Below are 23,917 nucleotides of genomic sequence, written 5' to 3'. Positions count from 1 at the left end.
GTGAACGAATCGCGTATCAAGTAACGACGGTTGATCGCGGGTTTTCTTTAAGCGCGATGATTGGCGCCGCGGCCGAACATGCGGACCAGAGTGGCGTCGCGGTCGATGAAGTGATGCTTGAGCGCGGCCAGGGCATGCACGCCGGCGAAGATCACCAGGGCCCAGGCGAGATACAGGTGGACCTTGCCGGCGACGTCCTCCTGATCGGGAATCGCGGTGAGGGTGGCGGGCACCTCGAACAGTCCGAACACGCTGATCCCGCGACCGTCGGCGGTGGAGATCAGGTAACCCGAGATCATCAGGGCGAAGAGGCCGAGGTAGAGCAGCGCGTGGCCGGCCTTGGCGCCTACCCGGGTCAGGCGGCCATGGCTGGCCGGCGCCGGCGGCGGTGGGCTGAGGAAGCGCCAGGCCAGGCGGGCGAGCATCACCGCGAAGAGGATCAGGCCGATGCCCTTATGGATTTCCGGGGCGGTCCGGTACCAAGGGCTGTAGTAGTCCTGGCCGACCATCCACAGGCCGAGGGCGAACATACCGAAGACGACCAGCGCCACGACCCAGTGCAGCAGGATACTGACCAGACCATAGCGGGTAGGGGAATTGCGCCATTGCATGGAAAAGGATGTCCGGGTTTGAGAGTGGTACAGCCTAGCGGCAAATCTATCGAATTAAAGCGGAAAATTTCGCTTTGAAATATCGAGCAAACAGATAGTTGCGCCGGCGATGCCTGGGGCGGGAGCGTCCGGTACGCCCAAGGCGAGCGCACCGTCGGAAGGGTTTCGCGGGGAAACCGCCCGGCACGCGGCCGGGCGTGGGGCGATCAGTTGAACCAGCGGGAGAAGAACCCTTTCTTCGCGGTTTCGCCGGCCTTGGCCTGGTTGACCACCGGTGCCGGCCCGCCGCTGGCGACCTGTTCCTCGGCCGGTTCGATGGTCTTGCCGGCTACCAGCTTCTGCGCCTGCTCGGCGGCCCGCTCGCCGCTGCGCAGGGCGCCTTCGAGGGTGCCGGGGTACAGGGCGTCGGTGTGTTCACCGGCGAAGATCACCCGGCCCAGGGGTTTTTCCCACATCCGCCAGTACAGGCTGATTTCGCCCGGCCCATAGGCCAGGTAGGAACCGCCGACCTGGGGGTCCTTGCCGTAACGGCGCAATTCGTAGCCGGTGAAGAATTCGCGGGCGCCGGGGTAGATCCGGTCGAAACGGATCAGCACCTGGTCGATGAACTGCTTGTCGCCGAATGCCTGCATCAGCCGGGCGTTGTCGCCGGACAGGTTGATCAGCAGGTTGGCACCGCCCTTGAGCGCCGGCTCGACCCAGAGCATGCCCAGCCCCTGGTCGCTGTACACCTCGCCGGACAGGCGGGTCTTGCCCCACACCGGCTTCTTGAACTTCAGCAGCATCTGGTCGCGCCAACCGTAGTTGATGTCCTTCAGCGCGCGCTGCTGCAAGGGCGACAGCGCCGGGGTCATGGCGATCTTGTCGAGGGCGGCGAGCGGTACCGTGAGCACCACGTAGTCGGCGCTGTAGCCGGTGGGGCCGACCTTCACCGTGGCTTTGTCCTTTTCCTGGACGATGGCCGAGACCCGCGCATCGGTCTTGACCATCTTCAGCTTGCTGGCGAAGGCCTGGGCCAGCACCGTGCTGCCGCCGGGCAGGCGCGACGCCCGCATGTCGGCGTCCGGCAGGCCACGGTAGACCCGCGCCTGCTGCGCCAGATAGAGCAGCGACAACCGCGACGGCTCGTCGTAGCGGGAGCGGATGCGCTGGTCCACCAGGGCGCGGGCCACCGGAGGCAGGGCCAGCTTGTCGAGCCAGCGCTTGACGCTGATCGAGTCGAGGGTCCTGAGGGTGCTGCTGGCCAGCGGCTTGAGCGGGTCGGAAACGGACGCGGCGAGCTCGTCGAGGCTCTTGTCGAAGCGCTTCAGGCCTTCGGCGACGTCCGGCGAGGCCTTGAGCAGGTCTTCCTCGGAGAAATAGCGGCCCGCGATCAAGTAGCCGGTGCTCCGCACATACTCCGGCGCGTCGACCGTCTTCAGCTTGAATTCGTCGAGGTAGTGATGCAGGGTCGGTTGCAGCCGGCTGCTGCCGATCCACTCGGTGGTGGCCAGCCCGGAACGGCCGCCGAGGCTCGGCTTGGACTCCAGCAGGGTGACCTGCCAGCCGTTTTCCTGCAATTCGTAGGCGGCGGTGAGCCCGGACATGCCGCCGCCGATCACGATCGCTGTCGGTTGTTTGTCCTTGCCCAGCGCCAGCGCGCTGAACAACCCCATCGTGAGCAGCGCGGTAGCGCGCAACCAACCTGCCGACATCGAATTCCACTCCCTCGTGAAAGAGGCCGCAGGATACGATAGCGCCCGCAGGCCGGCCAGACGTATTCCGTCGTCTCGATCTGATAGGCTTCGGCGTTCGAAAACGAGGAGCCTCCCGATGAAGCAGAATGCCGACTGGATGCAACGCGACCTGGCCGTGCTCTGGCACCCCTGCACTCAGATGAAGGATCACGAACGCCTGCCGCTGATCCCGATCCGCCGCGGCGAAGGCGTGTGGCTGGAGGACTTCGACGGCAAGCGCTACCTGGATGCGGTCAGTTCCTGGTGGGTCAACGTGTTCGGCCACGCCAACCCGCGGATCGGCCAGCGCATCAAGGACCAGGTCGACCGGCTGGAGCACGTGATGCTCGCCGGTTTCAGCCATTCCCCGGTGATCGAGCTGTCGGAGCGTCTGGTCAAGGTCACGCCGGCCGGGCTCGACCGGGTGTTCTACGCCGACAACGGCTCTTCCGGCATCGAAGTGGCGTTGAAGATGAGCTACCACTACTGGCTCAACAGCGGCCGCAGCGGCAAGCAGCGCTTCGTCACCCTGACCAACAGCTACCACGGCGAGACCGTCGCGGCGATGTCGGTGGGCGACGTGGCGCTGTTCACCGACACCTACAAGGCGCTGCTGCTGGACACCCTCAAGGTGCCCAGCCCGGATTGCTACCACCGGCCGCCGGGCATGTGCTGGGAAGAACACTCGCGGACCATGTTCGCGCACATGGAGCGCTGCCTCGCCGAGCACCACGCCGAGGTCGCGGCGGTGATCGTCGAGCCGTTGATCCAGGGCGCCGGCGGCATGCGCATGTACCACCCGGTGTACCTCAGGCTGCTGCGCGAGGCCTGCGATCGCTACGGCGTGCACCTGATCCTCGACGAGATCGCCGTCGGCTTCGGCCGTACCGGCACGATGTTCGCTTGCGAGCAGGCCGGCATCGCCCCGGATTTCCTGGTGCTGTCCAAGGCGCTGACCGGCGGCTACCTGCCGATGGCCGCCGTGCTCACCCACGACGAGGTGTACCAGGCCTTCTACGACGACTACGCCACCCTGCGCGCCTTCCTCCACTCCCACACCTACACCGGCAACCCGTTAGCCTGCGCGGCGGCCCTGGCGACCCTGGACATCTTCGAGGAGGACAAGGTCATCGACGCCAACCGGGCGCTGTCGCGGCGCATGGCCGAATCCTGCGCGCACCTGGCGGACCATCCGCACGTCGCGGAAGTCCGCCAGACCGGCATGGCCCTGGCCATCGAGATGGTGCAGGACAAGGCTACCAAGGCCGCTTACCCCTGGCAGGAACGCCGCGGCCTGCGGGTCTACCAGCACGCCCTGGAACGCGGCGCCCTGCTGCGGCCGCTGGGCAACGTGGTGTACTTCCTGCCGCCCTACGTGATCACCCCCGAGCAGATCGACTTCCTCGCCGAGGTCGCCAGCGAAGGCATCGACCTCGCCACCCGCGACACCGTCCGCGTGACCGTGGGCCTGGACCTGCACCCCAACCACCGCGACCCAGGCTGAGCCCTCCGTGGGGTGGATGAGGTTCCGTTCATCCACCACCCCCGCCGTCGCGATGGCGGATGGATGAAGCGACATCCGCCCTACGCCCCCACCTCACGCACGCCCCGTAGGGTGGATGACGCCCTTTTTCATCCACCACCCCCGCCACCGCGATGGCGGATGGGTGAAGCGGCATCCGCCCTACGCCCCCCCACCATACGCACGCCTCCCCTAGGGTGGATGACGCCCTTTTCATCCACCACCCCGCCACCGCGATGGCGGATGGATGAAGCGACATCCGCCTACGAACACCCCACCATACGCACGCCTCCCGTAGGGTGGATGACGCCCTTTTCATCCACCACCCCGCCACCGCGATGGCGGATGGATGAAGCGGCATCCGCCCTACACCTCCCCACCATACGCACGCCTCCCGTAGGGTGGATGAGGCCCTTTTCATCCACCACTCATCCGCCACCGCGATGGCGGATGGGTGAAGCGACATCCGCCCTACACCCCACCTCACGCACGCCTCCCGTAGGGTGGATGACGCCCTTTTCATCCACCACCCACCCACCCGCCAGCGACCGATTCGCAACCCTGTCCCTACGCCCGGCGCCAACCGGTAAACTGTCGGCCCCAGAGTCCGGTAGGGATCCCATGCGCCTTTCCCGTTTTTTCGTCGACGCCCCGCTCACCCTCGGCCAGCACGAGCTGCCCGACGCCCAGGCCCATTACCTCGGGCGGGTCCTGCGCCTCGCCGCCGGGGCCGCCGTGCAGTTGTTCGACGACAGCGGCGCGGAGTATCGCGGCGAGGTGGTCGAGGTGGGCAAGAAGCGCGTCTGCGTGGAACTGCGCGAGCGGCTCGACGGACAACCCGAGTCGCCGCTGCGGGTACACCTCGGCCAGGGCCTGTCGCGGGGCGAGCGGATGGATTGGGCGATCCAGAAGGCCACCGAGCTGGGCGTCGCCGAGATCACCCCGATCGTCAGCGAGCGTTGCGAGGTGCGCCTGAAGGACGAGCGCGCCGACAAGCGCCTGGCCCATTGGCGGCAGATCGCGATCAGTGCCTGCGAACAGTGCGGCCGCTCGCGCTTGCCGATCATCCACCCGCCGCTGGTCCTGGCGGACTGGCTGGCGGCGGTGGAGGCGGAGCTGAAGCTGGTGTTGCACCCGTTCGCCGACTCCCTGCTCGGCCATCCGCGCCCCGGCACCCTGGCGCTGCTGATCGGCCCGGAGGGCGGCCTGGCCGATGCCGAGGTGGACCAGGCCCGCGCGAGCGGCTTCCACGGCCTGCGCCTGGGGCCGCGGGTGCTGCGCACCGAAACCGCGCCGGTGGTGGCCCTCAGCGTCGTCCAGCACCTCTGGGGCGATTTCCAATAAGGGCCTTGGCCCAGGCGATCGCCCGGCCATAAAAAACCGGAGACGGGCTCCGGTTTTTCCTGTGGCGTCGAGACTCAGAGGTCTTCGAGAATGTCCGCCATGTCGTCCGCGTGCTCTTCTTCCTCGGCGAGGATTTCCTCGAACAGGCGGCGGGTGGTGGGATCGTCGTTACCCAGGTACGCGATGATTTCGCGGTAGCTCTCGATGGCGATACGTTCCGCCACCAGGTTCTCGGTGACCATGTCCTTCAGGGTTTCGCCGGCGACGTACTCGGCGTGGGAACGCTGCTCCAGCCCGTTGGGGTTGAAATCCGGCTCGCCGCCCAGTTGCATGATCCGCTCGGCGAGCTTGTCGGAGTGCGCCAGCTCCTGGCCGGCGTGCTCGAGGAATTCATCGGCGGCGACGCTGGCTTTAAGCCCGGTGGCCATGAAGTAGTGACGCTTGTAGCGCAGGTAGCAGACCAGTTCGGTGGCCAGCGCCTCGTTGAGCAGGCGCAGCACGGTGGGCCGGTCGGCGCGATAGTCTTCGGTCACCGCGCCGTTCTCGATGTGCCGGCGGGCACGCTCGCGAAGGGTCCGTACATCCGTCAGTTGTGTGGTGTTCATGTTCGTTCTCCATTGACTCGTCCGGTTGAAAACTCCGGCTCTGCGGCCGGTTTCTCGACTTGCTTGAGGTGTGAGTACCCCTGCCCGGAAAAGTTTTATCGCGCCGCCCTGGAGCGCGCCTCCACGGGCGGCCCCGGGCCGCGAACGACCGGCGGAACGCCGTGGAGCGAATGGAGGATCGGGGTCTGGCGACGCGATATGTCGCCTGGACGGAGGGCGTCAGATCAGGCCGGCGTCCGCCAGCTTCTGCTCCAGGGCGACCAGGTCGGGAATCCGCACCACGTCGCCGCCGAGTTGCACCGCGTCCAACTCGAGGGGCGCCAGTTCGGCGCTGGCGCGCACCAGTTCGTTGCCGACCTTGACCGCGCGGGGGATGCCCTGCACCAGCAGGGCGAGGAATTTCACATGGGGTCGCCCGCCCAGGGCGTTGATCACCGCGACCCGCGCCGCGCTGCCGGTCTTGACCGGCGCCCCGGAGGCGGCTTCGAACGACAGCAGCGGCAGGCGCAGGTCGCGCCAGGCCACCTGGCCGAGGAACCAGTCGGGCATGCCTTCGCTGGTCTGCGCCGCCCGGTAGGGGATCAGCTCGGCCACCGCCACGTTGGGCAGCAGCAGGGTGCGGTCGGCCAGGGGCACCAGCAGGGCGGTGAGGGCATTGGCGGTGTTCGGATTGACTACGGCTTGGCTCATGGGGGGTCCTGTGGGCGATGCGTGCGGCTCAGCCGCACTGGGTCGCCAGATGATTCACCAGTTGGCTGGCCAGTTCGCGCGGATCGCCGCTGAAACTGCTGTAGCCCGCTTCACGCAGGCTGTCCGGCATGCTCGAACACACACAACTGTCGGCGCGCTGGGTCCAGATCGCGCCGCCCTGGCGACGCAGGTAGGCCGCCGCCGCGCTGCCGTCGCTGCCCATGCCGCTGAACGCGATCACGCCGCAACGCGCGCCGAAGTGCTGGGCCAGGTTGAGCATCATCTGGTCGATCGATGGGCTGTAGGGTTCCGGCCAGGGGCGCTCGCCGACCTGCATGGCGCCCTCCTCGCCGAAAGTCAGCTCGTGGCTGATCGGCACCACCACCACCTCCCCGCAACGCACCGCGTCGCCGGGGCGGACGCCCTTCACGTGCCATTGGCTGTGCCGCCCGACCGCCTGCGGCAAGGCGCCTTCGAAGGCCGGGTCGATGTGCTGGGCGTAGACGAAACCCAGCGGCAGGCCGCCGGGCAGGGCGTCGAGGAACGCCTTCACCGCCGCCGGGCCGCCGAGCGAGGCCGCGAGCAACCAGACCTGGCGTGCCGGTCCGCCGGCGATCAACGGGCTGTCCGCCAGCACCCGTGGCAGTTCTACCCGGGCCGGGCGCTGGGCCTCGTCGAGCAGGGTGTCGAGGCTCGGGCCGACCGCCTGGGCCGGGTCGCCGACCAGGCGCTTCAGCTTGCCGAACAGGCGTCGCTCCCAGCGCGGGTAGTGCTCGGAATGGCGCTCCGGCGCATGGCCCTCGCCGAACAGGACCGGCGAGCTGGCATGCTCGAGCAGGCTGTCGATCAGCGGGGAATCCTCGGACTGCGCCAGGTCGACCAGCCACAGGTCCGCCTCGCAAGCGGACAGGTCGGCCTCGTCGAGACGCGCCGGGTCGTTGTTCAACACCACGCGATAACCGTTGCCGGTCAACGCCTGTTGCAGCACATGGCGCTGCAACGAGGTGTCGGCGAGCACCGCGATACGGGCGGCGGACTTGTCTGTCATGGACGTTTGACCAGATGCAGGATGGTGTCGAGCAGCAGGGATTCCTGGTACGGCTTGCCGAGGTACTCGTTGACGCCGATGGCCATCGCGCGCTCGCGGTGTTTTTCGCCGGTACGCGAGGTGATCATGATGATCGGCAGGTCCTTCAGGCGCTCGTCGTGGCGCACCAGGGTCGCCACTTCGAAGCCGTCCATGCGCGGCATCTCGATGTCCAGCAGCATGATGTCCGGCTTGCGTTCCTGCAGTTGGGCGATGGCGTCGACCCCGTCCTTGGCGGTCAGCACGTTCATGCCGTTACGCTCCAGCAGGCGGCTGGTGACCTTGCGCACGGTGACCGAGTCGTCGACCACCATGACCAGGGTCGGCCGCTCGTGCTCCAACTCCGCCGCCGACGCGGTGGCGCTGGCCGAGCGCTGCAGGGGCTGGAACAGCAGCTGCGCGTGCATGGCGCGAATGGTGGCGAGCAGGTCGAGAATCACCACCACACGGCCGTCGCCGAGGATGGTCGCCCCGGAAATGCCCGGCACGCCGGCGAACTGCGGGCCGAGGCCCTTTACCACGATCTCGCGGGAGCCGCCGAGGCTGTCCACCTGGACCGCCACGGCGTGCTCCGCGGAACGCACCAGGATCACCGGCAGCGGCAGGCTCTGACCCACCAGCTTCGGATGCTGGCCGTTGTTCAGCAGGTCGCCGAGGTACTTCAGCTCGTAGGCCTGACCGGCGTATTCGAAGCGCGGCGCATCCGGCTGGTAATAGGCTTCCAGCTCGAAGGGCGAGACCCGCACGATACCTTCGATGGTGTTCAGCGGGATGGCGTAGAGATCCTCGCCGGAGAGCACCATCAGCGCGCGGTTGACCGACACGGTGAACGGCAGGCGGATGAGGAAGCGGGTGCCTACGCCCGGGGTGGACTCGATGCTCATGGAGCCGCCGAGCTGCTTTACCTCGGAGTGCACCACGTCCATACCGACGCCGCGGCCGGAAATCTGCGTGACACGCTCGGCGGTGGAGAAACCCGCCTCGAGGATGAACTGCAGGATCTCGTGGTCGGACAGCTCGGAGTCGGCGTTCAGCATGCCGCGCTCGATGGCCTTGCGGCGCACCGCGTCGAGGCGGATGCCGCCGCCATCGTCGCTCAGGGCGAGGACGATATCGCCGCCTTCGCGGCCCAGGCTCAGGCGGATGGTGCCGGTCTCGGGCTTGCCGGCGGCGCGGCGCACCTCGGCACTTTCGATGCCGTGGTCGACGGCGTTGCGCAGCATGTGCTCGAGGGGCGCGACGATGCGTTCGAGAACCGAACGATCCATCTCGCCCTCGGCGTTGCCGACGACGAACTCGACCTGCTTGCCCAACTCGCCGGCCACTTGCCGGACGATCCGCCGCAGGCGCGGCACCAGGCGGTCGAACGGCACCATGCGCGTACGCATCAGGCCTTCCTGGAGCTCGGTGTTGACCCGCGCCTGTTGCAGCAACAGGGTTTCGGCGTCGCGGTTACGCGCGGCCAGGGTTTCCTTCAGGTCGAGCAAGTCGGACGCGGATTCGAAAAGGGCACGTGACAGCTGCTGCAACTGCGAGTAGCGGTCCATCTCCAGCGGGTCGAAATCCTCGTAGCCGGCGCGCTCGGCCTCGGCCTGGTAACGGCTGAGAATCTGCGCCTGGGTCTCGGTGTCCAGCCGGCGCAACTGATCGCGCACCCGGTCGATGGTGGCTTCCATCTCGCCCAGGGTGAAACTGAAGTCGCTGACCTGCTGCTCGACGCGTCCACGGAAGATGGAGGTTTCGCCGGCCAGGTTGACCAGGCCTTCGAGCAACTCCGCGGGCACCTTGACCAGCTCCTGCGGGGCACGCCGCGAAGCGGCTTCCTGGGCAGCCTCCTCGGCCCGCCGCATGAACGGCAGCACCTTGGCCTCGGCGCTGGGCGCCGGCACGCTGCTGGCCGCCGCGACGATGGGCGCGCTGAGCACCGGTTGCACGGCCACCGGCTCCGGCGGCAGATCCGCCGCCGCGGCGGGAAGCTCCTGCTCGCTGGCGTCGAGGCGCTGGCGCAACTGCTCCAGCTCGGCCTGCAAGCCCTCGAAGCCGCTCTGAACGTCCATGACCAGGCTTTCCGGCCAGGGCGCGCCCTGCTGCTGGGCCTCGGTCAGGTGCTGCTCCAAGGCGTGGCTCAGGTCGCCGAGGCGCTTCTGGCCGGCCAGACGGGCACCGCCCTTGAGGGTGTGCAGGGTGCGCAGCAGGTCGTCGATGGCGCCGCCATCCTTGCCCGCCTCTTCCCAGCGGCCCAGGGCGCCTTCCATGGACTCCAGCAGGTCATCGGCTTCCTCGAGGAAGATGTCGAGAATGTCGGCTTCGGCTTCGTCGTCCCGCTCGTCGGCCTCGGCCGGGTGCAGGTGGATGCTCGAGGGAACGCTGAGCTGTTCGTCGGGATTGGCGCGAAACGCCCGGATCGCCTCGATCAGTTCGTCGCCGTGGGGAACCGGACGCTGCGCGCGGACGGCCTCGAGCATCTCTGCGAGACGGTCGTGGCAACGCTGCAACAGGTTGAAGAGTTCCGGGCTGGCGCGCAGGCGCCCATTGCCCAGGCCTTCGTAGAGAAACTCCAGCTCGTGGGCGAGATCGCCGATTTCGCGGATCTCGGCCATCCGCGCACCGCCCTTGAGGGTGTGCAGATCCCGTTGCAGGGCTTCCAGCTCGAGGCTGTTATCGACGTCCTCCATCCAGCGCTGCAGCGACGCGCCGGCGCTGTCGATGATGTCGAAGCCTTCCTCGAGGAAAATCTCCACCAGCTCCGGGTCACGGTCTTCCACCACCCGTGCGTCCGCCTCGCGGGGACGCGGCTCGGGCTCGGGCTCGGGCTCGGGCTCGGGCTCGGGCTCGGATTCAGTGTCTTCCAGCACCGGCAGGGCATCCAGGGGCGGGAAAGCCTCCGCGTCCCGTTCGCCGGCGAGGTCCTCGGAGGCTTCGTCGGGTGCGGCCGACAGGTCGTCGGCGTCCAGCGCGGCCTCGGGATCGGCCACCTCTTCCAGGGTCGAGTCCACCAGCCAGTCGTGGCCCTGTTGCAGCGGCTGATCGTCCGCGACGGGTTCCAGCACGGGCAGTTCGTCGAGCCCGAGGAGCCGGTCGGGCGCGGCGGGCGCGGCGTCGGCGAGGACATCCTCGGACTCAGCTTCGGCGACGGCCTCAGCCTCCACGTCGGCGTCCGTCGGGGCCTCCGCGAGGGGCTGCTCGTCGAAGCCGACGGCTTCGTCCTCCGCACCGGTCTCCAGCGTTTCCTCGGCCGGCAACGGCAGGTCATCGAGGATCGGCGGCTCGAAGGGTTGGATGTCCAACGGGGTCGCGTCGAGGGAATCCTCGTCCGCCGGCGCCCCGTTCGGAGCATCCTGGGCGGCTAAGTCGCGCTCGACAGCGCCCAGCGCATCGTCGTCCGACTCGGCCTCAGAGCGCGAATCCAGCAGGGGGTCCGACGGCGGCAGTTCCTCATCCTGGAGCCGCTCGCTGGCGGCCTCAGGGTGCGCTGCCGCTACCGGAAAAGGGCTGCCGGCCCCCTGCCTGAATGCGCGGATCGCTTCGATCAGATCGAGCGGGTCGGCCAATGGCCGGCGCGCCTGCAGGTGCTCCAGCAGGACCGCGAGGCGGTCATGGCTCTGTTGCAGCAACCCGGCGAGGCTGGGGGAATAGCTGAAGCGATGGTCCATCAGCCCCTCGTAGAGGGACTCCAATTCGTGGGCGAGGTCGCCGACCGGACGGATCACCGCCATCCGGGCGCCGCCCTTGAGGGTATGCAGGTCGCGCTGCAACGAAGACAGCGCTAGGGTGTTTTCCGGGTCGCCGAGCCAACGGTCGAGTGCCTGGCCGGCGCTGTCGAGGATGTCGACCGCCTCTTCCAGGAAGATCTCCACCATCTCCTCGTCCAGGGGCTCCGGGGCCGGAACACTCTGCGCAGGCGCCAGGGTCGGCTCGTCGGCGAGCGCTTCGACGCTCGCCTCCTCGACCGACTCCTGAGTCTGCCAGTCCGCCGGCAACCCGACGAGGTCGTCCAGCTCTTCCACCTGCATGCCCGCACCGGGCTCCAGCAGGGCCAGCGAAGCGGGGTCGAGGGCTTCCGCCAGCAGCTCATGCAGGGCCGCGACCCGCTCGGGATGCGGGGTGACCTGCAGGCCGGCGGCGACCTGGTCCATCATGCCGATCAGGGCCTCGTGGGCCTTTTCCGCTTCGTCGAAGAAGCGCTCGCTGACCGCCAGGCTGCCGCTTTCCACGGCGCCGTAGAGGTCGAGCAGGGCCAGGGAAAGCCCCTCGATCTGCGGCAGCTCGGCCATGTCGGCGCCGCGCCCCAGGGTGTGCAGTTCCGCCAGCAGGGCGCCCAGTTCCTGGCGCTCCGCCGGATGATCGCGCCAGCGCCGCAGCAGGTCGCCGGCATCCAGCAGGATGTCCATGCCTTCAGCCAGGAAGATCGAGATCAGCTGCGGATCGCGGGCCTCGCCCTGCTCGCCGAGGCGCGCGGCCTCGGCGGCTTCCAGGCGCTCCTGGTGCAAGCGCTGGATACGCGCGAGCAACTCGGCGGTGCCCGGGATCGGCGCCAGCGGGTGGCTCTCCAGTTGCTCCAGCCCGAGGCGGAACAGTTGTTCGGCGTCGTGCAGCAATTCCGCCTCGGCCAGGTCCATGGCGACCAGGTTGGTCTTGAACTCCTTGGCCATCTTCTCCAGCGGCGTGGCGATTTCGGCGATCGGCAGGATGCCGGCCATGTGCGCGCTGCCCTTCAGCGTGTGCAGGGCGCGTTGCAGCGAATCGGTCACCGGCTGCGGCAGGTGCTGGGCACAATCGGCGAGGAAACCGACCAGCGCATCCAGGTGGGTCTCGGCCTCGTTGCGGAAGATTTCCAGGAGCTGCGGATCGAGGTCGTCGTCGGCCGCGAGGGCGGAAGGCGCCGCGGGTTCCGGGGCGAACGCCAGCGAAGCCTCCGCGGCAAGGGTCGGCTGCAACTGCGTATCCGCCTCGGGGACGGACTCGGCCTCGGGCGGCGCGTCCGGCGCGGGGGCCTGCTCGACCGGCTGCGCCGCGTCGTCGAATGCCGGCGGCGTCTCGCCCTTGGCCAGGGCATGGGCGGTGGCCGCCAGGCGGTCGACGTCGTCGCGCTGGCGCTGGGCCTTGGCGGCGAACTCGTCGACCAGCTCCGGCAGCAGCGCGACCACGTCGTTCACCACGGTATTCAATTCGGCGCTGGGCTGGATGCTGCGATCCAGCACGCGGTTGAACAGGTTCTCGATGGACCAGGACAGTTCGCCGATGATCAGCGCGCGGACCATCCGCCCACTGCCCTTGAGGGTGTGGAAGGCGCGGCGCACTTCGCTCAGCGCCTCCTTGTCCTCGGCGTCGGCCTGCCATTTCGGCAGGTATTCGGCGATGGTTTCCAGCACCTCGCTGGCTTCTTCGATGAAGACGTCCAGCAGTTCCTCGTCCACCGGTTCTTCGTCCGCCGGCGGGGGCAGCAGGCTCGGCGGGACATCGCGGGCGGGCGGGTTGATCGACTGCACCGGGGCGGCCATCACGTCGGCCATGGACAGCGGCCGCTCGGTCTCTTCGACTGGCGCCGGCGCGGCGGGCGCCGCATCCGGCAGCTCGACCTCCGGCAGGTCGAGGGCGGCGATTTCCGCTTCGTCCAGCGGCTGCGGCGCCTGCTCGGGGTCGTCGAAGTCCAGTTCTTCCAGGACGAATCCTTCATCCAGCGAAACGTCCCGGTGGCTCTCGTCCAACTCGGGGAGCGGCTCGAGCGCCGGCGCGTCGAGGGACAGTTCGGGCTCGGCGCCGAAGGGTTCGTCCGGCGTGGCGGCGTCGGCTTCGTCGAAACCCCAGTCGGGCGAAGTCGGCTCGGCCGGCGCTTCGGCCATATCGTCCAGGCTCCAGAGCGGCTCCGGCCCGGCGAGCGGCTCGGCGAAATCGTTCTCCAACGGGACGTCCTGGCCCGCCTCCGCGACGGGCTCCGGCGAAGGCGCGGCCAGCGCTTCGATCTGTTCGCTTTCTTCGGCCGCGAGCACTTCGAGGTCCTGCAGCGGGTCGGCCAACGGCGCCGGCGACTCGTCCTCGGGCTCCACGCGGTCGAGGATCGAGGGTCTTTCCTGGAGCGGGTAGCCGAGGGCGTGGAGGCTGTCCTCGGCCACGTCGAGGATCAGGTCGCCCTGGGAGGCGTGGTCTTCGGCGAGGCGCTCGAGGTAGTACTCGACGCTGGTGATGGCATCGGCGAGCGTGTCCAGGCTCTGCCAGTCGGGAACCGCCTTGCGTACCAGCAATTGTTCCTGGATGTAGCGGTTGCAGGCTTCCAGCAGGGTCGCCGCGCGGGTCAGGGGGATCATCGCCAAGCCGCCACGGACCTGGGTCAGCAGGTTCGGCACCCGCGCCAGGTGGTCGTGGTTCCATTGCGAGGCGATGAATTCGATGATCGCGTCCTTGGCCTGCTCCAGGCCATTGCGCGCTTCCTTGATCACCAACTGGTGGATCTGCCCCACGTCGGTGGTCGGCAGGTGGCTTTGCTCGCCGCGGCTTTCCTCGGCGGGACCGGCCATGCCGGCCAGGGTCGCCTCGACGTACAGCAGCGCGCCGGCCACGTCCATCAGCACCGCGTCGTTGGGCTCGCGCTGGCCGAGGGACAGGCTGTGCACCACGTCGATCTGGTCGACAATGACCTTGCGCGGCTGGGCGAAACCGAGCACCGCGAGGGTGTCGGCGATCTGCTTGAGCGGCGCCAGTTGCGCGTCCAGATCGGCGACCCCGGAACGGTCGCTGCGCACGAAGAGATCCAGGCTGTCCTTGACCCGCACCAGCTCTTCGCACAACGCCGCCACCACCGAACGCATGGCGTCGCGATCGGGCCCGGCGAGGCGCGCGCGCTCCTCGTCCACCACCTCGTTATCCGGCAGCGCATCGTCCAGCCGGTAGCGCTCCTTCAGGGCACGCACGCGCGGCGACTGGGCGGACGACTTGGCGACGTAGAACAGCAGGTTCTTGGTCAGCTCTTCCGGCGCGGGCTGGTTGATGCCCTCGGCGCCCTGGTCGAGCAGGCGCTTGAGTTCCTTGTCCACCTGGCGCAGCAGGGTACGGACCGAGGTGCCGTTCACCACGCTGCCGTTGGCCAGGCCCTCGACCAGGCCGGAGGCGATCTGCCACAGCGGACCCAGGGGGGCTTCCTTGCACAGGGATTCGAGGCGCGCGAACACCCGCGCCATGTAGCCCAGGTTGGTCGCCAGGTCCTGATTGCGGATTACCCCGACCAGGGCCAGTTGCAGCATTTGCCGCAGCTTGCGCAGCAGCACCGGCAGTTCGGCGGTGCGCAGCTGGGCCAGGGATTCGTGGGACAACGCCGGCAAGCGGCCGGAGAGGTCGGGCGAGAACAGGCTGGTCTCCGACAGCAGCTTCTCGCCGCGAGCGGCGCGCAGGTCGTTGAGCAGCGGCAGCACCACCAGCGGCAGATCGCGGCGCGCGGTCTGGATACGATCGAGGTAGACCGGCAGTTGCAGGATCGCCTGCATCATGACTTCCAGGGCTTCGCCCTGGTTGGCCACGCGCCCGTCCATCAACGCCTGGGCGAGCTGCTCCATTTCCTCGGCGAGCAGGGCCGCGCCGTAGAATTCGACCATCTGCAGGGTGCCGTGGACCTGATGTATATAGGTCAGGCAGAAACGCATGCGGGTCGGGTCCTGGGTGTTCTCGACGAACGCCTCTAAGGCCTGACGGGCCTGTTTCAGGGTTTCCGCGATCTCGCCCTTGACCCATTCCAGGGCGACATAATCGTGCCGATCACCCATTGCGACTCCACTGTTCACCTGAGCTACCCCTTCCGGGTAAAGGCCAGAACCCGCTCGTCGGCCACCGGCTGCAAGTCCGGATGATGCCAACCGCTCACCTCTCCCACGCCCACCACCAGCAATCCCCCGGGCGCCAGGCGCTCGGCCAGGCGGTTGAGGATCTCGCGGCGACGCCAGCGACGAAAATAGATCAGCAGGTTCTGACAGAAAATTACGTCCATGCCGGACATTGGCGCCTTGGCCAGTTCCAGCACATTCAGCCGCGCGCAACATACGCGCGCCGCCAGATTCGGTACCACTTTGAAACGTCCGTCGTCCTGGCGGCGGAAATAACGCTCGGCCAGGACCTCGTCCAACTGTTGCAGCCGGCGCGGCCCGTAGGACGCGTCCCGGGCCTTGCTCAAGGCATTCAGACTGATATCGGTGCCGGTCACCCCGAAATGCTCGGGCCAGGGCGTGTCACGCAAGGCCTCGGCAGCGGCGATCGCCAATGAATAGGGTTCTTCGCCGCTGGAACAGCCGACGCTCCACAGCGCCCAGGGACGTTGCTCCACCTGGGCGGTGCGCTCGCGCAGATAGACGTCGAGCACCTCGAAGGAAGGTGGATGGCGAAAGAACCGGGTCTCCTGCACCGTCAGGCGATCCAGCAGCGTCGACCATTCCACCGCGCCCCGCGGCCCGTCGGTCACCTGGCGGTAGTAGCTGCCATAGTCGTCGACGCCCAGCTCGCGCATGCGGGCGCTCAGGTTGGTCTGCAGGAAGGCGCGGCGCTGGTCGCCGATGACCAGCCCGGTGCGATCCTCGAGCAACGCGCGCCAGTCGTGGAACTCCGCCGCGGACATATCCGCCAGGGGTTTCAAGGCCCAGACGCCACTTGGCTGCATGCCGTGCCCCTCGCCCTCGTTCATGGCCACCGGCGACGACCGCTAGGATCGCCGCGCTCCCTTCGCTCAGGCTTGTTCCGGCGCTTCCGGCAGGTTGAAGCCGGATACCGACTTACGCATCTCGCTGGCCATCTTCGCCAGGTTACCGATGCTCTTGGCGGTCGCCGTGGTGCCGGCGGAGGTCTGCGAGGTGATCTCCTGAATCACGTTCATGGTGTTGGAAATGTGGCCCGCCGAGGACGCCTGCTGGCGCGCCGCGTTGGAAATGTTCTGGATGAGGGCCGCGAGGGTCTTGGATACCTTCTCGATCTCTTCCAGGGCCACACCGGCGTCCTGCGCCAGGCGCGCACCGCGAACCACCTCGGAAGTGGTCTGCTCCATGGAGATGACCGCCTCGTTGGTGTCCGTCTGAATGGTCTTCACCAGCGCCTCGATCTGCTTGGTCGCCGCCGAGGAACGTTCCGCGAGGCGCTGGACCTCGTCCGCTACCACGGCGAAGCCGCGTCCCGCGTCGCCGGCCATGGAGGCCTGGATCGCCGCGTTCAGGGCGAGGATGTTGGTCTGGTCGGCGATGTCGTTGATCAGGCTGACGATGTCGCCGATCTCCTGGGAGGATTCGCCGAGGCGCTTGATCCGCTTGGAGGTGTCCTGGATCTGCTCGCGGATGTTATCCATGCCGGTGATGGTGTTGTGCACCACCTCGTTGCCCTTGTTGGCGATCGCCACGGAACGTTCGGCTACCGCGGTGGATTCCGAGGCGTTCGCCGATACCTGGTCGATGGACACGGCCATTTCGTTGATCGCCGCGGAGGCGCCGGCGATTTCCTGGGCCTGGTGCTCCGAGGCCTCGGCGAGGTGCATCGCCGTCGCCTGGGTTTCCTGGGCGGCCGCGGCCACCTGCACGGCGGTCAGGTTGATGGTCTCGACGAGGTCGCGGAGCTGGTCGATGGAGTAGTTGATCGAGTCGGCGATGGCGCCGGTGAAATCCTCGGTCACCGTCGCCGCCACCGTCAGGTCGCCGTCCGCGAGGTCGGCGATCTCGTCGAGCAGCCGCAGGATCGCCGCCTGGTTGCGGTCGTTCTTCTCGGCGGTCTCGGCCAGTCGGCTGCGGGTGCTCTGCACCATGACCAGGCCGATCAGGATGATCGAGCCCAGCGCCAGGGCGCCCAATACGTAGCCGGCCAGGGTGTTGGCGTAACGGCCGGCGGCCAGGTTCTCGAAGCCTTGGGCCAGTTTGGAGGCCTTGTCGAGGAGGGTCTGGGAGCCGGTGAAGATGTTGTTGGCGGATTCGCGGACCTGGAACAGCTCGGGCGAGGTCTCGAGGATCTCGTCCACCGAACCGGACACGAATTCGAACAGTTCGGAAATCTCCTGCAGCCGCTCCAGCGCCTCCTGGTCGGTCACCTTGGTGATTTCCATGGCGGCGTTGCCTTCGATCATCGCGCTCAGTACGCGGCCGAAGAGGCTGGCGTCACGGCCGAACATGTCGGCGGCCTGGACCGAGTCCTGGTCGCCGGCGAGCACCTTGTTCACCGAGCCGAGAATCCGTTCGGCCAGCAGCGACTGGCGCTGAGCGACCGATACCTGGGCGGCCGGTGCGCCGCTTTCCAGCAGGATGTCGACCACTTCCTCGTACTCGACCTGCAGCTGCGGAATGGTTTCCGCCAGGGTCGCGGCCACCTGGTGCAGGGACAGCACGGTCTGCTCGCTGGCCAGGATGGCGTCGGTGTTCTTGCGCAGGCTGTCCCAGTCCTGCTGCACCACGCCCATCTCGTCGCGCACCGCTTCCGGCGCGGGCGGCAGGCCACTGGCCTCGTCGCCGTTGACCAGGATGCCCCAGCGCTTCTCGAAGTCGTTACGCGCGTCCTTCAGCAGGGCGAAGGCTTCCGCCTTGCCCGCCGCCGCTTCGGTGGCGTTCTTCGCGATCCGCTGCGACAGCACGCGCAACTCGCCGGAGTGGCTGATGTACTCCTTGTCGTAGTTCGACTGGGTGTTGATGTACGCGAAGTTGGCGAACAGCAGCACGATGGACACGATCAGGACCACGAAGAGTCCGGCGATCAAAGTGCTGCTGCGCATACCCGCTAAAGGATTGCCTGCGTTTAGTCTTTTCATTATCTGGCCCCCGCCTGGACCTACCACACACTACGTTTCCCATGTAACGCCAAAGGGCCGGCAGCGCCGGCCCAACCTTGAACATGCGACGCCTGGGCATCGCGCACGATGCGGAGCCAGGCTCCCATCGCACCTTGCGGGCCCGAGGGCCCGGCTACGGGTGGAAGCACACCGGCTGCCACCGCGAAACACTTGAACGATCGTGCCAGAACGGATGCAGACCCGTTCCGGCACGCTTATCGGGTCGCGCTAGACTGCGACGTCGAGAAAGGTCTGGTTCTGCGCCAACGCGTGCGGGCTGAACACCAGCCACGGCTGCTCGCGCTGGAACACCCCATGAATGAAATGCTGGATCGATGCCTCGAGCGGCGGTAAGCGCTCGGAAAAGGCATCCACCGGAAAATGCTGCATACCGTAGACTTCGTCGACGATCAGCCCGGCGAAGATTTCCTGATGGTCGACCACCAGCACCCGGCGCTGCTTGCGCAGGGGCGACAGTTCGCCGCCGAAGAATCCGCACAGGTCCATGATCGGCAACAAGCGGCCGCGCACGTTGGCCACGCCCTTGACCCAGTTCTTGACGCCCGGCAGCAGTGTGTAGCGCGGCTCGTGGAGAACCTCGCCGACTTCCCCCATGGGCGCCACGAACAGGCGCTCGCCCATGCGAAAACCGATACCGCTCCACGTCTGCACCGCGGCCTGCTGCGAAGGCAGCCCGGCGGCGAGCGTCCGGCAACGCTGGTCGATCTCGAGAAGAAGCTGGAAAGGAGTCTGGATATCGGACATGCCGGGCCGTGGCCTCTATTTATCAGGAGTGCGGGCGAGCGGCCTCAGCCGGCCAGCACGGCGCCAAGGGTCTTCAACAGGGTTTCTTCGTCGACCGGCTTGGTCAGGTAATCGCGCGCGCCCTGGCGCTTGCCCCAGACCTTGTCGGTCTCCTGGTCCTTGGTGGTGACGATGATGACCGGGATGTGGCTGGTTTCGGCGTCCTTGGTCAGCTGGCGGGTCGCCTGGAAGCCGTTGAGCCCCGGCATCACGATGTCCATCAGCACGACATCCGGCTTTTCCTGGCGTGCCAGGGCGACGCCGTCGGCGCCGTTTTCCGCCTTGAGTACCTGGTGGCCGTGCTTTTCCAGCATGGCGGTCAGCTTGTACATTTCGGTCGGGGAGTCATCAACAATCAGAATTCGAGCCATGGTATTTCCTATACGGAAGAGGCGTCTCCGGCCGGGCGGCCGAGCGGTCAGGAGGCTTGTTCCACCGGCGTGAAGTCGGGCACGTGCGTCTTGATCGCACCGAGCAGCTCTTCCTTGCTGAAGGGCTTGGTGAGGTACTGGTCCGAACCGACGATACGGCCCTTGGCCTTGTCGAACAGACCGTCCTTGGAGGACAGCATGATCACCGGGGTGGATTTGAAAGCGCTGTTGTTCTTGATCAGGGCGCAGGTCTGATAGCCATCGAGCCGCGGCATCATGATGTCGACGAAGATGATGTTGGGATGGGTATCGGCGATCTTGGCCAACGCATCGAAGCCATCGACAGCGGTGATGACCTCGCAGCCCACTTTTTTCAGCAGAGTTTCCGCGGTGCGACGAATCGTTTTCGAGTCGTCGATCACCATCACCCTCAAACCCTCGGAATGCTGTTCCATGTTCGCCCTACCATCGCCTCGGTGAGTCGTTATTTTTGCGTTTGCAGTGCGCCTGAGGCCTTACCAGCGATGGGCTGCAACCCGATCGTGGGGCCTTTTTAGCACACTCTCAACATGCAATCTATAAGCCCCGGAATGCCAAGGTTTTCCCTTGACCGGGAGGGGCACCGGCGCCACCCTGGGCGCCTGAATTCACGTCTCGGCGGCGTCCTGCCGCCGTTTGCATCGGAGGAAATCCCCCATGAGCGTTCGCCTCGGGATTGTCATGGACCCCATCGCGCGCATCGCCTTCAAGAAGGACAGCTCCCTGGCCATGTTGCTGGCCGCGCAGGCCCGTGGCTGGTCGCTGTTCTACATGGAACCCCAGGACATCTACCAGAAAGCCGGCGAAGCCCGCGGACGGATGCGAGCGCTACGGGTCTTCGAGGATGCGGGGCACTGGTTCGAGCTGGAAGCCGAGGTCGACGCCCCGCTGCATGACCTGGATGTGATCCTTATGCGCAAGGATCCTCCGTTCGACAACGAGTTCGTCTATGCCACCTACCTGTTGGAACAGGCGGAGCAAGCCGGCGTACTGGTGGTGAATCGCCCGCGGAGTCTACGCGATTGCAACGAAAAATTCTTCGCCACCCAGTTTACCCAATGCACCCCGCCGACTCTGGTGAGCCGGCGAGCCGACATTCTGCGCGAGTTTGCCGAAGAACAGCGTGACATCATTCTCAAACCCTTGGATGGCATGGGCGGTTCTTCGATATTTCGTCACCGCGCCGGCGACCCGAACCTTTCGGTGATCCTCGAGACCCTGACCGCCCACGGCACCCAGCAGATCATGGCGCAACGCTACCTGCCGGCGATCAAGGACGGCGACAAGCGCATCCTGATGATCGACGGCGAACCCGTGCCCTATTGCCTGGCGCGCATTCCCGCGGCCGGCGAGACCCGCGGCAACCTCGCCGCCGGCGGCCGCGGCGAGGCCCGCCCGCTGAGCGAGCGGGACCGCTGGATCGCCGCCCAGGTCGGCCCGGCGCTGCGCGAGCGCGGGCTGCTGTTCGTCGGCCTCGACGTGATCGGCGAGCACCTCACCGAAATCAACGTGACCAGCCCGACCTGCATCCGCGAAATCGACCGCGCCTTCGACACCCGCATCGGCGAGCGCCTGATGGACGCCATCGCCGGCAAGCTGGAAGAGAAGCGCCGCGCCTGAACGAGGTCGAGGCCGCGCCCGGCGCGCGGCTTTCTCTCCAGGCTGTTACCTGCTTCATAGACTTTTAGCGAGCCGCTGGGCAGACTGCGCGCAACCCGAGCCAAGCCGATCCGCAATGAATCCCAGCCCTTATCCAGCCGACTTCGCGAATTCCGGCGTACGCCCGGCCGACCGTCTGGGCTTCACCCTTTTCCTCGCCGCCCTCCTGCACCTGGCCCTGATCCTCGGCGTCGGCTTCAGCCTGGCAGAGCCGGCGCAGATCAGCAAAACCCTGGAGATCACCCTCTCGACCTTCAAGAGCCGGGAGAAACCCAAGGAAGCCGATTACCTGGCCCAGGACAACCAGCAAGGCAGCGGCACCCTGGACCACAAGGCGACGCCGAAGACCCCCGAGCAGGCGATCTTCCAGGACAGCGAAATCAAGCGCGTCACCCCGCCCAGCACGCCCAGGCAGACCGCCCACCAGGAAGCGCCCAAGGCGGCGCTGGCCACCCGCTCGCCGCAACCGCAGAAGACCCCGGTGAAGAACGAGGAAGCCAAGCCCGAGCCCGAGGCGCGCCGCGCGCCGGTGTTCGACAGCGCGCAACTGTCCTCGGAGATCGCCAGCCTGGAGGCACAACTGTCCCAGGAACGCGAGCTGTACGCCAAGCGCCCGAAGATCCATCGCCTGAACGCGGCCTCGACCATGCGCGACAAGGGCGCCTGGTATAAGGAGGAATGGCGCAAGAAGATCGAGCGCGTCGGCAACCTCAACTATCCCGACGAAGCACGGCGCCAGCGCATCTACGGCAGCCTGCGGCTGCTGGTGTCGATCAACCGCGACGGCACCCTCTACGAAGTGCAGGTGCTGGAGTCGTCCGGGCAGCAGGTGCTCGACCAGGCGGCCATGCGCATCGTGCGCCTGGCCGCGCCGTTCGCGCCCTTCACCGGCGACCTCTCGGACATCGACCGGCTGGAAATCATCCGCACCTGGCGCTTCGAGCGCGGCGACAAACTGTCCAGCCGCTGACGGCACGGCGGACCCGCCCCATTCGGACGCTCGCCACACTAGAGCCCGGCCTGGATGCCCGCCCGGGCTCCGCATGCGCGCCGCACGGAAGGCCTGCGCCGCTGCTCCGGCCGATGGGTGGCACGACGCTTACGGCTTTGCGCTGGGCGTCCGACGCTTTAAGCTAGCCGCCTATGAAAAGCACCGCGCCGAGTTATCTCAAGCATCATCTGCTGATCGCCATGCCGCACATGGCCGATCCCAATTTTGCCCAGACGCTCATCTACCTGGTCGAGCACAGCGACGAGGGCGCCATGGGGCTGGTGATCAACCGGCCCAACGGGCTGACCCTGGGCGATGTCCTCGAACAGTTGCGCCCGGACTACCAACCCACGGCCCGCTGCCAGAGCCTGCCGATCTATTCCGGCGGCCCGGTGCAGACCGATCGCGGCTTCGTCCTGCATCCGGCCGGCCAGCGCTTCCAGGCCACCCTGGAGCTGGGTGAGCTGGCGCTGTCCACCTCGCAGGACGTGCTGTTCGCCATCGCCGACGGCAGCGGCCCGGCGCGCAGCCTGGTGGCGCTGGGCTACGCCGGCTGGGACGCCGGGCAACTGGACGCCGAACTGGCGGACAACGCCTGGCTGACCTGCCCCGCCGACGCCGAGATCCTCTTCGAGTTGCCGGCCGAGCAACGCCTGAACGCCGCCGCGAACCGCCTGGGCATCACCCTCGGTCTGCTCACCAGCCAGGCCGGCCACGCCTGATGGGCGCGGGCGCGGAAAAACCGCTGCGACTGCTGCTCGGCTTCGACTATGGCACCAAACAGATCGGCGTCGCCGTCGGCCAGGCCGTCACCGGCCAGGCCCGCGAGCTCTGCACGCTGAAAGCGCAGAACGGCGTGCCGGACTGGAACCGGGTGGAAGCCTTGGTCAAGGAATGGCAACCGGACGCCATCGTCGTCGGCCTGCCGCTGAACATGGACGGCACGCCCAGCGAGATGAGCGCCCGCGCCGAGAAATTCGCCCGCCGCCTGAACGGCCGTTTCGGCCTGCCGGTGCATACCCACGATGAACGCCTGACCACCTTCGAAGCCAAGGGCGAACGCCTCGCCCAGGGCCAGCGCGGCGGCTATCGGGAGCGCCCGGTGGACGCCCTCGCCGCCGCCTTGCTGCTGGAAGGCTGGCTGGCCCATCACGCCACGAACGCCTAGCGAGGAATGCCGATGTCTTTGCCCGATCCCGCCGAGCTGCTGCCGCGGATGGCCCGCGACCTGACCGCCCACCTGCACGCCCGGCGGATCGAAACGCCACGCTTCATCGGCATCCACAGCGGTGGTGTCTGGGTCGCCCGGGCGCTGCTGGAGGCCCTGGGCAGCGACGCGCCCCTGGGCACCCTGGACGTTTCCTTCTACCGCGACGACTTCACCCGCAACGGCCTGCATCCGCAGGTGCGGCCGTCGGCCCTGCCGTTCGAGGTGGAGAACCAGCACCTGGTGCTGATCGACGACGTGCTGATGAGCGGGCGCACGGTGCGCGCGGCGCTGAACGAACTCTTCGACTACGGGCGGCCGGCCAGCGTGACCCTGGTCAGCCTGCTGGACCTCGACGACCGCGAGTTGCCGATCCGCCCGGACGTGGTCGGCGCGACCCTCTCCCTGGCCCCCGGCGAACGGGTGAAAGTGCTCGGTCCCGCGCCGCTGGTGCTCCAGCGCCAGGTCCTCGCCTCCGCTTCCTGAATCATTTCACCT

General features: G+C 67.3%; 18 protein-coding genes. 7 read left to right on the top strand and 11 right to left on the bottom strand.

The genetic code is table 11. The features are described 5' to 3' along the window. Window positions 1–47 precede the first annotated feature (47 nt). Both OGL92_RS09520 and OGL92_RS09515 read right to left on the bottom strand, forming a co-directional pair. A complete protein-coding gene (locus tag OGL92_RS09520) occupies window positions 48–611 on the bottom strand; it encodes a cytochrome b (RefSeq protein WP_263143188.1) in 564 nt (187 codons plus the stop codon). Between the two features lie 206 nt (window positions 612–817). Then, window positions 818–2,305 (bottom strand): flavin monoamine oxidase family protein, encoded by a 1,488-nt coding sequence (locus OGL92_RS09515; protein WP_263143186.1) that lies wholly within the window; start codon window positions 2,303–2,305, stop codon window positions 818–820. 118 nt (window positions 2,306–2,423) lie between these two features. Between OGL92_RS09515 and OGL92_RS09510 the strand changes: the two genes are divergently transcribed. Then, the gene (locus OGL92_RS09510; RefSeq protein WP_263143182.1) at window positions 2,424–3,830 is read left to right on the top strand and encodes an adenosylmethionine--8-amino-7-oxononanoate transaminase; all 1,407 of its coding nucleotides are present in this window, start codon (window positions 2,424–2,426) and stop codon (window positions 3,828–3,830) included. 639 nt (window positions 3,831–4,469) lie between these two features. Then, complete coding sequence (locus OGL92_RS09505; protein ID WP_263143181.1) at window positions 4,470–5,192, top strand: 16S rRNA (uracil(1498)-N(3))-methyltransferase; 723 nt, start codon at window positions 4,470–4,472, stop codon at window positions 5,190–5,192. A gap of 74 nt (window positions 5,193–5,266) precedes the next feature. Here the strand turns inward: OGL92_RS09505 and OGL92_RS09500 are convergent, their stop codons facing one another. The 9 genes from OGL92_RS09500 to pilG form a co-directional block, all read right to left on the bottom strand. Beyond that, window positions 5,267–5,797: a ferritin-like domain-containing protein gene (locus OGL92_RS09500; RefSeq protein WP_263143178.1), complete on the bottom strand. Its 531-nt coding sequence runs from the start codon at window positions 5,795–5,797 to the stop codon at window positions 5,267–5,269. 219 nt (window positions 5,798–6,016) lie between these two features. Then, window positions 6,017–6,487, bottom strand: coding sequence for a chemotaxis protein CheW (locus tag OGL92_RS09495; protein ID WP_263143176.1), 471 nt, complete (start codon window positions 6,485–6,487; stop codon window positions 6,017–6,019). Between the two features lie 28 nt (window positions 6,488–6,515). Further along, window positions 6,516–7,535, bottom strand: a complete 1,020-nt coding sequence (locus tag OGL92_RS09490) for a chemotaxis protein CheB (protein ID WP_263143174.1) — start codon at window positions 7,533–7,535, stop codon at window positions 6,516–6,518. Continuing rightward, window positions 7,532–15,328 carry an Hpt domain-containing protein gene (locus OGL92_RS09485; RefSeq protein ID WP_263143170.1) on the bottom strand — a complete coding sequence of 2,599 codons (7,797 nt, stop codon included), beginning with the start codon at window positions 15,326–15,328 and terminating at the stop codon, window positions 7,532–7,534. The genes OGL92_RS09490 and OGL92_RS09485 overlap by 4 nt, the downstream gene beginning before the upstream one ends. A 23-nt stretch (window positions 15,329–15,351) precedes the next feature. Beyond that, window positions 15,352–16,212 carry a CheR family methyltransferase gene (locus tag OGL92_RS09480; protein WP_263143168.1) on the bottom strand — a complete coding sequence of 287 codons (861 nt, stop codon included), beginning with the start codon at window positions 16,210–16,212 and terminating at the stop codon, window positions 15,352–15,354. Window positions 16,213–16,278: 66 nt separating this feature from the next. Further along, the gene (locus tag OGL92_RS09475; protein WP_263143167.1) at window positions 16,279–18,327 is read right to left on the bottom strand and encodes a methyl-accepting chemotaxis protein; all 2,049 of its coding nucleotides are present in this window, start codon (window positions 18,325–18,327) and stop codon (window positions 16,279–16,281) included. Between the two features lie 249 nt (window positions 18,328–18,576). Continuing rightward, window positions 18,577–19,113 carry a chemotaxis protein CheW gene (locus OGL92_RS09470; protein ID WP_263143162.1) on the bottom strand — a complete coding sequence of 179 codons (537 nt, stop codon included), beginning with the start codon at window positions 19,111–19,113 and terminating at the stop codon, window positions 18,577–18,579. 44 nt (window positions 19,114–19,157) lie between these two features. Next, window positions 19,158–19,523 (bottom strand): twitching motility response regulator PilH, encoded by a 366-nt coding sequence (pilH, locus tag OGL92_RS09465; RefSeq protein ID WP_263143160.1) that lies wholly within the window; start codon window positions 19,521–19,523, stop codon window positions 19,158–19,160. Between the two features lie 47 nt (window positions 19,524–19,570). After that, window positions 19,571–19,978, bottom strand: coding sequence for a twitching motility response regulator PilG (gene pilG, locus OGL92_RS09460; protein ID WP_263143155.1), 408 nt, complete (start codon window positions 19,976–19,978; stop codon window positions 19,571–19,573). Window positions 19,979–20,219: 241 nt separating this feature from the next. Between pilG and gshB the strand changes: the two genes are divergently transcribed. The 5 genes from gshB to pyrR all read left to right on the top strand — a co-directional run bounded on the left by gshB (window position 20,220) and on the right by pyrR (window position 23,905). After that, window positions 20,220–21,182: a glutathione synthase gene (gshB, locus tag OGL92_RS09455; RefSeq protein ID WP_263143153.1), complete on the top strand. Its 963-nt coding sequence runs from the start codon at window positions 20,220–20,222 to the stop codon at window positions 21,180–21,182. 115 nt (window positions 21,183–21,297) lie between these two features. Beyond that, the gene (locus OGL92_RS09450) at window positions 21,298–22,191 is read left to right on the top strand and encodes an energy transducer TonB (protein WP_263143152.1); all 894 of its coding nucleotides are present in this window, start codon (window positions 21,298–21,300) and stop codon (window positions 22,189–22,191) included. Window positions 22,192–22,364: 173 nt separating this feature from the next. Next, window positions 22,365–22,934, top strand: a complete 570-nt coding sequence (locus OGL92_RS09445) for a YqgE/AlgH family protein (protein ID WP_263143151.1) — start codon at window positions 22,365–22,367, stop codon at window positions 22,932–22,934. Further along, window positions 22,934–23,380 carry a Holliday junction resolvase RuvX gene (gene ruvX / locus OGL92_RS09440; RefSeq protein WP_263143148.1) on the top strand — a complete coding sequence of 149 codons (447 nt, stop codon included), beginning with the start codon at window positions 22,934–22,936 and terminating at the stop codon, window positions 23,378–23,380. The genes OGL92_RS09445 and ruvX overlap by 1 nt, the downstream gene beginning before the upstream one ends. A 12-nt stretch (window positions 23,381–23,392) precedes the next feature. After that, window positions 23,393–23,905: a bifunctional pyr operon transcriptional regulator/uracil phosphoribosyltransferase PyrR gene (gene pyrR / locus OGL92_RS09435; RefSeq protein WP_263143145.1), complete on the top strand. Its 513-nt coding sequence runs from the start codon at window positions 23,393–23,395 to the stop codon at window positions 23,903–23,905. The last annotated feature ends 12 nt before the right edge of the window (window positions 23,906–23,917 follow it).

The organism is Pseudomonas sp. RIT-PI-AD (genome assembly GCF_025642785.1).
GTDB lineage: Bacteria > Pseudomonadota > Gammaproteobacteria > Pseudomonadales > Pseudomonadaceae > Pseudomonas_T.
The sequence above is the reverse complement of the archived record's forward strand: the minus strand, read 5'-3'. Positions and strand labels throughout refer to the sequence as shown.